At 44.6% G+C, this 13704-nt stretch carries 13 protein-coding genes; 12 read left to right on the top strand and 1 reads right to left on the bottom strand.

Annotated features, from left to right (window positions below; translation table 11 throughout):
• Positions 1-65: 65 nt before the first annotated feature.
• The 11 genes from ACRRS0_RS14545 to rpoS all read left to right on the top strand — a co-directional run bounded on the left by ACRRS0_RS14545 (position 66) and on the right by rpoS (position 9821).
• Positions 66-1697 (top strand): CTP synthase, encoded by a 1632-nt coding sequence (locus ACRRS0_RS14545; RefSeq protein WP_432452480.1) that lies wholly within the window; start codon positions 66-68, stop codon positions 1695-1697.
• 65 nt (positions 1698-1762) lie between these two features.
• Positions 1763-3061, top strand: a complete 1299-nt coding sequence (gene eno / locus ACRRS0_RS14540; protein ID WP_432452481.1) for a phosphopyruvate hydratase — start codon at positions 1763-1765, stop codon at positions 3059-3061.
• A gap of 449 nt (positions 3062-3510) precedes the next feature.
• Entirely contained in the window at positions 3511-3795 is a 285-nt protein-coding gene (gene ftsB, locus ACRRS0_RS14535; RefSeq protein WP_432452482.1) for a cell division protein FtsB, read from the top strand.
• A 26-nt stretch (positions 3796-3821) separates the two neighbouring features.
• Positions 3822-4529 (top strand): 2-C-methyl-D-erythritol 4-phosphate cytidylyltransferase, encoded by a 708-nt coding sequence (gene ispD / locus ACRRS0_RS14530; RefSeq protein WP_432456166.1) that lies wholly within the window; start codon positions 3822-3824, stop codon positions 4527-4529.
• A complete protein-coding gene (gene ispF, locus ACRRS0_RS14525; protein WP_432452483.1) occupies positions 4526-5005 on the top strand; it encodes a 2-C-methyl-D-erythritol 2,4-cyclodiphosphate synthase in 480 nt (159 codons plus the stop codon). The genes ispD and ispF overlap by 4 nt, the downstream gene beginning before the upstream one ends.
• A complete protein-coding gene (truD, locus tag ACRRS0_RS14520) occupies positions 5006-6061 on the top strand; it encodes a tRNA pseudouridine(13) synthase TruD (RefSeq protein WP_432452484.1) in 1056 nt (351 codons plus the stop codon).
• Entirely contained in the window at positions 6039-6797 is a 759-nt protein-coding gene (surE, locus tag ACRRS0_RS14515) for a 5'/3'-nucleotidase SurE (protein WP_432456167.1), read from the top strand. Before truD ends, surE begins: the two co-directional genes overlap by 23 nt.
• On the top strand, positions 6797-7438 hold the full coding sequence (locus ACRRS0_RS14510) for a protein-L-isoaspartate(D-aspartate) O-methyltransferase (protein ID WP_432452485.1): 642 nt from the start codon (positions 6797-6799) through the stop codon (positions 7436-7438). The genes surE and ACRRS0_RS14510 overlap by 1 nt, the downstream gene beginning before the upstream one ends.
• A complete protein-coding gene (locus tag ACRRS0_RS14505; protein ID WP_432452486.1) occupies positions 7435-8013 on the top strand; it encodes a YqaA family protein in 579 nt (192 codons plus the stop codon). The genes ACRRS0_RS14510 and ACRRS0_RS14505 overlap by 4 nt, the downstream gene beginning before the upstream one ends.
• Positions 8014-8017: 4 nt before the next feature.
• Complete coding sequence (locus ACRRS0_RS14500) at positions 8018-8821, top strand: peptidoglycan DD-metalloendopeptidase family protein (RefSeq protein WP_432452487.1); 804 nt, start codon at positions 8018-8020, stop codon at positions 8819-8821.
• Positions 8822-8966: 145 nt separating this feature from the next.
• A complete protein-coding gene (gene rpoS, locus ACRRS0_RS14495) occupies positions 8967-9821 on the top strand; it encodes an RNA polymerase sigma factor RpoS (RefSeq protein ID WP_432456168.1) in 855 nt (284 codons plus the stop codon).
• Positions 9822-9893: 72 nt separating this feature from the next.
• Here the strand turns inward: rpoS and mutS are convergent, their stop codons facing one another.
• Complete coding sequence (gene mutS, locus ACRRS0_RS14490; RefSeq protein ID WP_432452488.1) at positions 9894-12476, bottom strand: DNA mismatch repair protein MutS; 2583 nt, start codon at positions 12474-12476, stop codon at positions 9894-9896.
• Between the two features lie 164 nt (positions 12477-12640).
• On the opposite strand from mutS, the gene recA reads away from it, so the two are divergent.
• The gene (gene recA, locus ACRRS0_RS14485) at positions 12641-13684 is read left to right on the top strand and encodes a recombinase RecA (RefSeq protein WP_432452489.1); all 1044 of its coding nucleotides are present in this window, start codon (positions 12641-12643) and stop codon (positions 13682-13684) included.
• Positions 13685-13704 lie beyond the last annotated feature (20 nt).

Below are 13704 nucleotides of genomic sequence, written 5' to 3'. Positions count from 1 at the left end.
TATACTATGCCCCCGTCCAAGTATCGCAGATACGCCCTTAACACATCCAACTTCTCAGGTTCGACATGACAACAAAATACATTTTCGTCACCGGAGGCGTAGTGTCCTCTTTGGGTAAAGGTATTGCCGCTGCATCGCTGGCTGCCATTTTAGAAGCTCGTGGTCTTAAAGTGACCATTATGAAGCTTGACCCATACATCAATGTAGATCCCGGTACTATGAGTCCGATCCAGCACGGCGAAGTATTTGTGACTGAAGACGGTGCCGAAACCGATCTAGATTTAGGTCATTATGAGCGCTTTATTCGTACCAAGATGACTAAGCGTAATAATTTCACGACGGGACGCGTCTATGAAGACGTGCTGCGTAAAGAGCGTCGTGGCGACTATCTAGGTGCTACCATCCAAGTCATTCCACATATTACCAATGCGATTAAAGAACGGATTGTCGCGGGCGGTGAAGGTGTTGATGTTGCTATTGTGGAAATTGGTGGAACGGTGGGCGATATTGAGTCACAACCGTTTTTAGAAGCAATTCGTCAGTTAGGCACTGAAATTGGTCGTGAACGCGCGATGTATATGCATTTGACCTTAGTGCCTTATTTGGGGGCGGCTGGTGAAGTAAAAACGAAGCCGACTCAACACTCAGTGAAAGAACTCCGTTCTATCGGTATTCAACCCGATATTTTGATTTGCCGGAGTGACCGAGCGATTCCAGCTAATGAACGCGCCAAAATCGCTTTGTTCACTAATGTACCCGATCGCGCAGTTATCTCGCTGAAAGATGTCGACAGTATTTACAAAATTCCCGCTTTGCTGAAGTCTCAGGGCTTAGATGCATTGGTCACCAATCGCTTTGGTATTGAATGTCCTGAAGCCGACTTAAGTGAATGGGAACAAGTCATTTACGAAGAAGCGAATCCAACGAATGAGATTGTGATTGGCATGATTGGCAAATATGTTGAATTACCTGATGCCTATAAGTCGGTGAATGAGGCCTTGAAACATGCCGGCCTTAAGAATCGCTTGAGTGTGAAGATTCAATATGTCGACTCTCAAGATCTAGAAGTAAAAGGACCTGAGGTCCTTAAAGACTTGGATGCTATTTTAGTGCCTGGTGGCTTTGGTGAGCGTGGTGTAGAAGGTAAGATTTTAGCTGCGCAATATGCTCGTGAAAACAACGTACCTTACCTTGGTATTTGTTTGGGGATGCAAGTCGCTTTAATTGAATACGCGCGGAATGTGGTTGGCTTGACAGATGCCCATTCTACCGAGTTTAATGCGGAATCATCGGCACCCGTGGTTGGGCTTATTACCGAGTGGATCGACGAAGATGGCAAACGAGAAACGCGGAATATTGATTCAGATTTAGGTGGCACAATGCGCCTTGGCTCTCAGCTTTGCCATTTAACTAAGGGCTCTAAAGTTGCAGAGTTGTACGGTAGTTTAGAAATTTATGAACGTCATCGCCATCGTTATGAGGTGAATAATACTTTGTTGCCAAAGATCACCAAAAAAGGTCTAAAAGTGACCGGCTTGTCGGCAGACAAGAAACTAGTGGAAATCATCGAAAACCCTGCTCATCCTTGGTTTGTTGCTTCACAGTTTCACCCTGAATTTACATCTACCCCGCGTGATGGACACCCATTATTTGCCGGGTTTGTGAAAGCCGCTGGCGAATTTAATAAAGCTCGCTAGTATCTACTAGCGAGTAGAGATTTTTAGAAAGTTTGTAGTTTATTAACTTATAGAGGAAATTAGTAATGTCTAATATCGTAAAAGTACTTGGTCGCGAAATCATGGATTCACGCGGTAACCCTACTGTAGAAGCTGAAGTTCATCTAGCTGATGGTTCTTTCGGTATGGCTGCTGCGCCTTCTGGTGCTTCAACTGGTTCTCGTGAAGCCCTAGAATTGCGTGATGGCGATAAAGCTCGTTACTTAGGCAAAGGTGTATTAAAAGCTGTTGCTGCTGTAAACGGCCCAATTGCTGAAGCATTAGTTGGTAAAGATGCTTTGGCTCAAGCTGAGCTTGACCAAATCATGATCGATCTTGATGGTACCGAAAACAAAGCTAAGTTTGGCGCAAACGCTATTCTAGCGGTTTCTTTAGCGGCTGCTAAAGCTGCAGCAGCTTCTAAAAAAGTACCACTATACGCTCACATCGCTGACTTAAATGGTACTCCTGGTGTTTACTCTATGCCTCTTCCAATGATGAACATCATCAATGGTGGTGAGCATGCAGATAACAGCGTAGACATCCAAGAATTTATGATTCAACCCGTTGGTGCTGCAAACTTCCGTGAAGGCCTACGTATGGGCGCTGAAGTATTCCATAGCCTTGCTAAAGTACTTAAAGCTGATGGTCACTCAACTGCAGTTGGTGATGAAGGTGGTTTTGCGCCTAACTTGGCTTCAAACGAAGCGGCACTTGCAGCAATTAAAGTTGCGGTTGCAAATGCAGGTTACGAACTAGGTAAAGACATCACTCTAGCGATGGATTGTGCTGCATCTGAGTTCTACGACAAAGAAGCTAATATCTACGACCTTAAAGGCGAAGGTAAAAAATTCACTTCTGAAGAGTTCAACTTCTTCCTTAAAGATTTGACTGAACAGTACCCAATCGTATCGATTGAAGACGGTCTTGACGAGTCTGATTGGGATGGTTTTGCACACCAAACTAAACTTTTGGGCGACAAAATCCAATTGGTTGGTGACGATTTGTTCGTAACTAACACTAAGATCCTTAAGCGTGGTATCGACAATGGTATTGCTAACTCTATCCTGATTAAATTCAACCAAATCGGTTCTTTAAGCGAAACTTTGGCTGCTATTAAAATGGCGAAAGATGCTGGTTTCACTGCCGTTATCTCTCACCGTTCAGGCGAAACTGAAGATGCAACTATCGCTGATCTAGCGGTTGGTACTGCTGCTGGCCAAATCAAAACAGGTTCATTGAGCCGTTCTGATCGGGTTGCTAAATACAACCAATTGCTACGAATCGAAGAAGCACTAGGTTCAAAAGCACCTTACAATGGTCTTAAAGAAGTTAAAGGTCAGTAATATTAAGGCTTAACTCGGTTAAGCTTAATATGCTACTTTGATTATAAAATCCTCGCTTAGGCGGGGATTTTTTTAATGAATGTTGATGGCGAGGCTAAAGTGGAAGAGCGGCGAGCCGTTCTGAGCGTGTTGCTACTCTTTGTTAACTACGGGCAAGCAATTGCTACGAATCGAAGAAGCACTAGGTTCAAAAGCGCCTTACAATGGTCTTAAAGAAGTTAAAGGTCAGTAATATTAAGGCTTAACTTCGGTTAAGCTTAATATGCTACTTTGATTATAAAATCCTCGCTTAGGCGGGGATTTTTTTATATGAATGTTGACTCGAACCTCCATGGATCCCTAGTCGCAATTACGACTAGGGATTTTTTTGCCATTGAATTGGCTAAATCAACGCACTAAGAGTGGAGTAACAATCGGCTTTATGGGATTATCTAGCTCACGGAGGAATCATGCGTTCGTTTAAAATTCTGCTCATACTGCTCGTTATGTTATTACAGTACCAACTATGGTTTGGGAAAAATTCGCTTAACGATTATTTCGGCTTGCGAGAACAAGTTTCGAAACAGCTACTCGCTAATCAGGAGTTGAGCCAACGTAACGTTGTATTGCAGGCGGAGATTGCGGATTTGCGTAATGGTTTAGATGCCGTTGAGGAACACGCTCGAAACGAACTCGGTCTGATAAAACAAGGTGAAACCTTTTATCGAATCATTCCTTCCCCCGAACGGAACTAATCGCAGCCATTGAGTAGTTACTATTGATGAACTTTATATCGAAGCAATATATTGCATTGCTTCCTGCCGCGGGAATTGGTTCGCGAATGCAGGCGGATATTCCCAAGCAATACTTAAAGATTGGTCAGCAAACAATCTTAGAAACCACACTTGGTGTTTTCCTTTCTCACCCCGATATTGCGCGGGTGGTCGTGGTGTTGCACCCCGAGGACCAATGGTTTAAGCACTTAGCTATAGCCGCTTCTGATAAGGTTTTAACGGTGTTTGGTGGAGAAGAAAGAGCCGATTCGGTATTGGCTGGGCTGGGGGCTATCGATGAGAATGCTTGGGTTTTGGTACACGATGCCGCTCGGCCATGTATTACTCATCAAGATATTAGCAAGTTAATTCGCCATGTAGAGTTACACGCCGATGGCGCTATTTTAGCCACTCCAGTACGCGATACCATGAAACGCGCCGCTTCAGGTAAAGTTGAGCATACCGTTTCCAGGGAGCAGCTTTGGCATGCATTAACGCCACAAATGTTTCAAGTCGCGCCATTAAAACAATGTCTCTCTCAAGCCTTAAAAGCTGGGGTTCAGATTACTGATGAAGCTTCGGCCATGGAATGGGCGGGTCAGTCGGTGAGCATTGTGGTTGGTCGAAGCGATAATATAAAAGTGACTTGCCCTGAAGATTTAGCGTTAGCCGAGTGGTATGTCAGTCAACAACTTAATAAAGAGGAAACCGCGTGAGCATCCGCATTGGGCACGGCTTTGATGTACATAAATTTGGTGGACCAGGACCATTGATGGTTGCAGGTGTTGCCATTCCTTATCCACAGGGTTTTGTCGCCCACTCTGATGGTGATGTTGCTTTGCATGCTCTCTGCGACGCATTACTGGGTGCTTTAGCCTTAGGTGATATTGGCCATCATTTCCCCGATAATGACCCCGCTTATGCAGGGATTGACTCGCGTATTTTACTGCGTCAAGTGATGGCGGAGGTGAGCCAGCGCGCTTATAAACTCGGTAATCTTGACCTAACAATTGTTGCACAAGCGCCTAAGATGGCGCCTCACATTGAAATGATGCGTCAAAACATTGCCGAGGATCTAAATGTGGATATTGACCGCGTGAATGTAAAAGCCACCACTACTGAAAAGCTCGGTTTTGAAGGGCGAAAAGAAGGGATTTCTAGTCATGCAGTTGTGTTATTGGAGGCTTGTTAAGTGAGCAATTATTCACAAGTTATCTCTGAGTTTAATTTTCTGCATGGCCAACCTACTGGCACTGGTTTGTTAAAGCAACAAGCCGTCGATTTTCGGGTTGATGAGGTGCTGCCGTTTGAATTTAGCGGTGATGGCGAGCACATGTTGGTTCAAATCGAAAAAACAGGAGAGAACACCGCTTGGGTTGCCAAGATGCTCGCGGAAGCTTGCCAAGTAAGCCCTAAAGACGTGAGCTACGCGGGTTTAAAGGACCGTCATGCGGTTACCCGTCAATGGTTTAGTATCCAATTGCCTGGAAAATCCAATATTGAGTTGGCCGAAGATTTGGGCTCGGGCGTGAAAGTTATCGCGATTGCTCGTCATAATCGTAAGCTGAAACGGGGGGCTTTGTCGGGGAATAACTTTGTGATCCGTCTGCGTGATGTTTCCGACATCGAGCAAGCTATGGCCCGGGCTAAGTTAGTCTCAAAGATGGGCGTTCCAAATTATTTTGGCTCACAGCGCTTCGGCCGGGGAGCAGGGAATATTGATAATGCTTTGGCGATGTTTACAGGCAAACGGATTAAAAACCGTGAAAAACGCAGTATGTATTTATCAGCGGCGCGCAGTTTAGTGTTTAATCATGCGATTAGCCAACGCATTGAGCAGCAGTTATTTAATCAAATACTCGATGGCGATGTGATGAAGTTTGCTACGAGCAATGCTTATTTTGTGGCTGAGCAAGCAGAGTCAAGCATCGTAGAGCGTTTTCAGCAAGGGGAAATAGAGTTATCGGCGCCCATGGTTGGCAAAGGGGAGCTGGTATCTTTAGATAAGGCTTTGGCATTTGAAAGTGCGGTGCTTGCCGCCTACCCAGACATTGTGGCGGGTTTGGCTGAAGCTGGCTTGAAAATGGAACGTCGCGCTATAGCATTACGGCCTAAAGAATTTAATTATCATGCTGAAGGTAACGATTTAGTTCTGAGCTTTTTTTTAACGGCGGGGAATTACGCTACAAGTATTCTTCGAGAAATTGTTAATTGCGAGGGCGATGATAATGACCATATTAGTGAGTAATGATGATGGTGTATATGCTCCAGGGATCCACTGTTTAGCAGAGGCCTTACAAAGTATCGCTCCAGTGATGATGGTTGCCCCAGATCGAAATTGCAGTGGTGCTAGTAACTCATTGACCTTAGAAAATCCTTTACGGATCGTTGAGCTGGAAAATAATATTATTTCGGTAAAAGGAACGCCGACCGATTGTGTGCACTTCGCGATCAATGAGCTGGTTGATGAGTTGCCTGAGCTCGTGGTATCAGGGATAAATGAAGGTGCAAATCTGGGCGATGATGTATTGTATTCGGGGACTGTCGCGGCAGCCATGGAAGGTCGCAATTTAGGTTTGCCTGCCATTGCGGTCTCATTGGTTGGTAGCGAAGGAAAGCACTATGAGAGCGCTGCAGCAATCAGCTTGAAATTGGTCAAACAACTCCGTCAACAGAGTTTACCCAGTAATCAAATTTTAAATGTTAATGTTCCTGATTTGCCTTTAAGTCAAATAAAGGGCATAAAAGTAACTCGTTTAGGAAGTCGTCACCGTGCAGAAATGATGGTTAAACAACAAGATCCGCGAGGGCACGATATATATTGGTTAGGTCCTCCGGGAGCCATGCAGGATGCTGGTGAGGGAACCGACTTTGCCGCCATTGCGGCAGGCTATGTATCGATAACCCCACTTACCATCGACATGACGGCACACGCATATTTGGACTCACTCGATATGTGGATCAAGGATTGGGAGGCACTGTAATGCAATTTGGCGAAAGCCCTCATAGTTTGAAGTTAGTGAATCAACTGCGCCAACACGGCATTAGTAATCGCGAGGTACTTAGCGCCATCGCCAAACTCCCTCGTCAGTATTTTATCGATGAAGCTTTAGCTCATCAAGCTTGGGACAATACCGCTTTACCAATTGGTCAAGGGCAAACTTTATCTCAGCCTTACATCGTGGCGAAAATGACCGAGTTGTTGCTAGAAGCAAAGCCGAAAAAAGTATTGGAAATCGGGACCGGCTCGGGCTATCAAACCGCGGTATTAGCGGCTCTGGTTGAGCAAGTTTATTCGGTAGAACGGATCAAAACTTTACAGTTTCAAGCTAAGCGTCGTCTCAAACTACTCGATTTACATAATGTAGCGACAAAGCATGGTGATGGCTGGCTGGGGTGGGCAAGTAAGGGGCCTTTTGATGCGATTCTGGTGACGGCCGCAGCAACCGAGGTGCCACAAGCACTGGTGGAGCAGTTAAATGTTGGTGGGCGGATGATTATTCCAGTTGGCGCGCAACAGCAACAGCAAACTTTATTGTTGATCGAAAAACAGGTACAGGGTTACAGCGAGCGCTGTTTAGAGCCAGTACGTTTTGTCCCTCTTGTGAATGGTGAATTAGCGTGAAGATATTTAGTCATTTATATGACCGAGTGATGTTGTGGTCAGAGCATAAACATGCAGTTCGCTATCTTTGTAGCATGAGCTTTATCGAATCAGTTTTCTGGCCAATCCCGGTGGATGTGATGTTAGCACCGATGGCATTGTCGCAACCATACAGGGCTTGGCGCTTTGCCTTATTGGCCACTATCTTTTCAGTACTCGGAGCCGCTTTGGGTTACGGCTTAGGGCAGTTTTTCTATGAACCACTGGTCGCTCCGTTGGTGAAGTCAGTCGGTTACCAAGATAAAATGGAGGTTGCTTTTCGTTGGTTTGAGCATTGGGGAGTATTGGTGGTGTTTGTCGCTAGTTTTACGCCAATCCCCTATAAAGTATTTACTTTAACAGCTGGTATATTGAATATGGCTTTCGTTCCATTCTTACTTATTTCATTCATTGGCCGTGGGATGCGCTTCTATTTGGTGGCCGGGCTGATGAAGTGGGGCGGCAAGAGAATGGAAGAACAACTGCGGAAATACGTTGAATTATTGGGTTGGTTGGTTATTGTGTTAGCAGTGGTTGCCTATTTACTATTACGTTAATTAGATGAAAACATTGCAGTATCTCATTTTCTTCATTTCGCTTAGCCTGTTATTTGGCTGTAGTCGAGAGGGCGCGCCAGCGCCAGTGAGTGATGCTGGAATTTACAATGCTGATAATCATGGGGTCTTAAATTCTACTCGCTATACCGTTAAGCAAGGAGAGACTCTTTACTCCATTGCATGGCGAGCTGGGCTTGACCCCAAAGTTTTAGCAAAAAGAAACAATATCTCAGCTCCGTATACAATCTTTGTAGGTCAAACTATTAAATTGAAATCTAACGGAGTTAAGTCCGGTAAGGCTAAACCAAGCAAGCATAAAACAGCGCAAGCGCAAGTCAAATATGTTAATGAATCGTCAAAAAAACTTGAATCAACGTCAACAAAGGCATACGCTAAAAACTCGACCAAGCGTGTAACCAAGGCTCCAACGAAAGCTGCTAAAGGCTGGGTTTGGCCTACAAAGGGTAGAATTATCAAAGGCTTCTCAACTAAAGCCAATGGTAATAAGGGACTCGATATTGGTGGCAAGCAAGGTCAGAAAGTAGTAGCGTCAGCGTCAGGCAAAGTGGTTTATGCAGGGAGCGCGTTAAGAGGTTATGGAAAACTTATAATTATAAAACACGATGACGATTACTTAAGTGCTTATGCACATAACAGTCGTTTAAGAGTGAAGGAAAAACAGCAAGTAGTAGTAGGACAACATATCGCTGATATGGGGGATACAGGGACAACTGATACGCGATTACATTTTGAGATCCGTTTCAAAGGAAAGTCGGTCGATCCAACAAGGTTTCTACCGACACTCTAGCCTAGATTGCACACAATAATAATTAGCAATCAGGTCTGTTCAGGGAGGCTATGCTATGACTCAAGCAAAAACTGCTGTAAAACTAAAAAGTGTTTCAACGACAGGTAATACTAAGGTTGAACGTACCGCTGAAAAAGATGACATCATGCAAGCCGATGTCTCCAAGAGTTTAGATGCGACTCAGCTCTATCTTGGTGAAATTGGTTTCTCTCCACTATTAACTGCAGAGGAAGAAGTTTTATACGCACGACGAGCGCTGCGTGGTGATGAGGCCGCTCGTAAACGAATGATCGAAAGTAACTTACGTTTAGTGGTTAAAATTGCTCGCCGTTATAATAACCGTGGTTTAGCGTTATTAGACTTGATTGAAGAGGGTAATCTGGGATTGATTCGAGCGGTAGAAAAGTTTGATCCGGAACGCGGGTTTCGTTTCTCGACTTACGCAACTTGGTGGATCCGTCAAACCATTGAACGTGCCATCATGAATCAAACTCGTACCATTCGTTTGCCGATTCACGTGGTAAAAGAACTGAATGTTTATTTACGTACAGCACGTGAGTTAGCTCATCGTTTAGATCATGAACCAACCGCAGAAGAAATTGCCGAGACTCTCGACCGTCCCGTTGAAGATGTGACTAAGATGCTGCGTTTGAACGAACGTATTAGCTCTGTGGATACACCAATTGGCGGAGATAACGATAAAGCCTTGCTCGATATCATTTCTGATGAAAATGATCACGGTCCAGAGCATCGAACCCAAGACGATGATATGAAAAATAGCATTGTTGGCTGGTTAGGTGAACTGAATAGTAAACAGCGTGAAGTATTGGCGCGCCGTTTTGGCTTACTCGGCTATGAAGCATCGACTTTAGAAGATGTAGGACGCGAAATTGGCCTTACCCGGGAACGGGTTCGACAAATTCAGGTGGAGGCATTGCGTCGTTTACGGGATATTTTGTCATTACAAAATTTGTCTATAGACGCTTTATTTAAAGTCTAATATTTTATCGTTTGAATAAAAAAGGAAGCTTCGGCTTCCTTTTTTGATTGAGTTTTATTTGAGCACTAAAGATTAGTGACTCGTTTGTTGCTTGAGCATAAAGAGCAAGTCTAGGGCCGCTCGTGGTGACAGTTCATTGGGATCTAGCATTTTAAGTTGCTCAATGACTGGATGTTGTTGGGGGAGGGGAAGCTCAATGTTCAGTTGCTGTTCAAATGCTTGGTCTTGTGGCTGAGCCGGACTATCGTGTGGCACTGATGCTTCCAGTTGTGTTAGCTTTATTTTGGCCTTTGAGATCACCGATTGGGGGATCCCTGCCAAGGCAGCAACTTGTAAACCAAAGCTTTTGCTGGCTGCACCTTCTTGAACCTGATGCATGAATGCAATGGTGTCATGATGCTCTACAGCGTCTAAGTGAACATTGGCGACTGCGTCGATGAGCTTCGGTAATTGAGTGAGTTCGAAGTAATGGGTCGCGAATAAAGTTAAAGAGCTTATGTTGGCGAGTTGTTCGGCAACAGCCCATGCTAAGGACATTCCATCATAAGTGCTAGTTCCGCGACCAATCTCATCCATGAGGACCAGACTATGGGGGGTCGCATTGTGTAAAATATTAGCGGTTTCGGTCATTTCAACCATAAATGTAGAACGCCCACTCGCTAAGTCATCAGATGCGCCAATTCGAGTGAAAATTCGGTCTATAGGGCCGATTTCGACACTATCCGCGGGTACATAGCTACCAATATAGGCCATTAAACTAATCAGTGCGGTTTGTCGCATATAGGTTGATTTCCCGCCCATGTTAGGGCCAGTCACAATCAATAATTTACGTTGCGGATTAAGTTGGACGGGATTAGCAATAAATGGCGTTTCGTTAACTTGTTCAACGACTGGATGGCGCCCACCTTGAATGTTGATACAAGCTTGTTGGACAAAACTAGGGCGAACGTAGTTTAAATACTCGGCGCGTTCAGCGAGGCAGCTAAGAACATCCAACTGTGCCAAAGCTTGGGCACTACGCTGTAATTCACTGATTTTTGGTAGCAGTAGATCTAATAATTGGTCATATAATTGTTTTTCAAGAGCAAGTGCTTTGCCTTGGCTGGAGAGTACTTTTTCTTCATGCTCTTTGAGTTCGGCAATAATGTAACGCTCCATATTCTTCAAAGTTTGACGACGAATATAGTGCTCCGGTACTTGGTCTGCATATAGGCGACTGACTTCAATATAGAAGCCGTGTACTCGGTTATAACCGATTTTTAAGTTGGCAATCCCGGTTTGCTCTCGCTCTCGTTGTTCAATTTGACGAAGGTAGTCATTGGCGCCGTCACTTAGATCTCGCCATTCATCAAGCTCCTGATTATAGCCTGCGGCTATTACCCCACCGTCACGAATTAACACTGGCGGATTATCGATCAGCGCTCGCTGTAATAGTTCCAGTAGTTCTGGAAAATCAGCAATGTCTTTAGCCAATGGTGCTAAAGCGACAGTTTGTTGTAAGTTGCTTTGTAATTCGGGCAAGATATTAAATGCATTGCGAAGTCTGGCCAGATCTCGAGGCCTCGCTGAGCGCAGCGCCAAACGCGCTAAAATTCGCTCAATATCTCCAATTGCTTTGAGCTGAGTTTGTAGTTGTCCGTATAAATCTGCTTGGATTAATTCGGCGATGCAATCTTGACGCACACGGACTTGAGCCTGATCTCTTAAGGGCTGATGCAGCCAACGATTTAGCAGCCGACTCCCCATTGCGGTTGCGCTGCGGTCTAATACTGCGCTGAGGGTGTGCTCTTGCCCGCCAGACAAATTACGGGTGAGTTCAAGGTTCTTACGACTAGCAGCATCGAGTTGAATAAATTGATTTTGCTTTTCGATGATGATCGTATTGATATGCGGTAAGGCGGTGCGTTGTGTATCTTGAACATATTGCATTAAGCAACCTGCGGCAGCTATCGCTAATGGGTATTCACTAACGCCAAAACCATCTAGGTGACGGGTACCAAATTGTAGGTTTAATATTTTTTGTGCGCTGGCAAGATCGTACTCCCACTCTCCGCGCCGACGTAGGCCTTTATTCGCTTGTAAGATCTCTACAAACTCAAAGTTATCGGGGTATAGTAGCTCAGAGGGCTTAAGTCTTTGCAACTCAGCTTGAAGCTGTTGTTCACCGCTGAATTGATTAATCACAAACCGGCCGCTGGCAATATCTAAATAGGCGAGTCCAATCTGCAGCTGTTGATTTACAACGCTTACCAATAGGTTTTCTTGCTTTTCTTCTAATAAAGCCTCATCGCTGACTGTGCCTGGTGTGATGATGCGAACCACTTTACGTTCTACTGGACCTTTACTGGTTGCCGGGTCGCCGATCTGTTCGCATATCGCGACCGATTCACCGAGTTGCACCAGACGGGATAAGTACGTTTCTACGGCATGATAGGGGATCCCGGCCATTGGTATTGGGTTGCCCGCAGATTGTCCTCGTTTGGTTAAGGAAATATCCATCAATTCAGAAGCACGCTTGGCATCTTCATAGAACAATTCATAGAAGTCACCCATCCGATAAAATAGTAAAATTTCGGGGTGCTGTGCCTTTAAGCTAAGGTATTGGCGCATCATCGGTGTATGTTTTTCTAGATTGATATCGGTCATTTCGGTCATCGAACTGCATAGTGAACTGGCTAAATGAAGCTGCAAGGATAAAAGTTGTGGCTGGATTAGGCAAAACTCTTTTACTAATTTATAGTGGAATAAACTTGATGCTGTATGAATAAACAGTATACTACTGGACAATAAGATTGTTTAAAGCACCTGATGAGGGCGATATGGATCAAAATAAACAAAAGGCACTGGCTGCGGCCTTAGGTCAAATTGAAAAACAATTTGGCAAAGGTTCAATTATGAAACTTGGCGATAACCGTACTATGGATATTGAAACGGTTTCTACCGGTTCGTTATCTTTGGATATCGCTTTAGGCGCTGGTGGCTTACCTATGGGCCGGGTGATTGAGATCTATGGCCCTGAAAGTTCTGGTAAAACAACCTTAACACTAGAAGCCATTGCGCAGGCGCAAAAAGCCGGTAAGGTTTGTGCTTTTGTCGATGCTGAGCATGCTCTGGATCCTATCTATGCTAAAAAGTTAGGCGTCGATGTTGATGAGCTACTTATCTCTCAACCTGATACGGGTGAGCAAGCCTTAGAAATCACTGATATGTTGGCCCGTTCTGGCGCGGTTGATATGATAGTGATTGACTCAGTGGCCGCACTGACACCAAAAGCCGAAATTGAAGGCGATATGGGTGATAGCCACGTTGGCTTGCAAGCACGCTTAATGTCTCAAGCTTTACGTAAGTTAACGGGTACTTTGAAACAAACCAACTGTATGTGTATCTTTATCAACCAAATCCGGATGAAGATTGGCGTGATGTTTGGTAACCCTGAAACCACTTCGGGTGGTAATGCCTTGAAGTTTTATGCTTCGGTTCGTTTAGATATTCGTCGTATCGGTGCAGTGAAAAGCGGTGATGAAATTGTTGGTAACGAAACGCGCGTTAAAGTTGTTAAAAATAAAATAGCGGCTCCGTTCAAGCAGGCCGAGTTTCAGATTTTGTATGGTGAAGGTTTTAATCGCTACGGTGAATTAATTGACCTTGGAGTGGCTGAAAAACTAGTTGATAAAGCTGGTGCTTGGTTCTCTTATAAAGGTAAAAAAATTGGTCAAGGTAAGGCGAATGCCTCAAATTACTTAAAAGAGCATCCAGAAATCGCTCAAGAAATTGAATTGACCATTCGTAATAACCTTCTTAATCCCGTGGTTGCGGAAGAGCCGGTAAACGTTGAAGACTTGCCAGTCGATAGCGAAGCGTAAGCCAATCTAGAGGAGCCGTA

This window comes from Agarivorans sp. QJM3NY_29 (assembly GCF_050870835.2).
Classification (GTDB): domain Bacteria; phylum Pseudomonadota; class Gammaproteobacteria; order Enterobacterales; family Celerinatantimonadaceae; genus Agarivorans.
The sequence above is the reverse complement of the archived record's forward strand: the minus strand, read 5'-3'. Positions and strand labels throughout refer to the sequence as shown.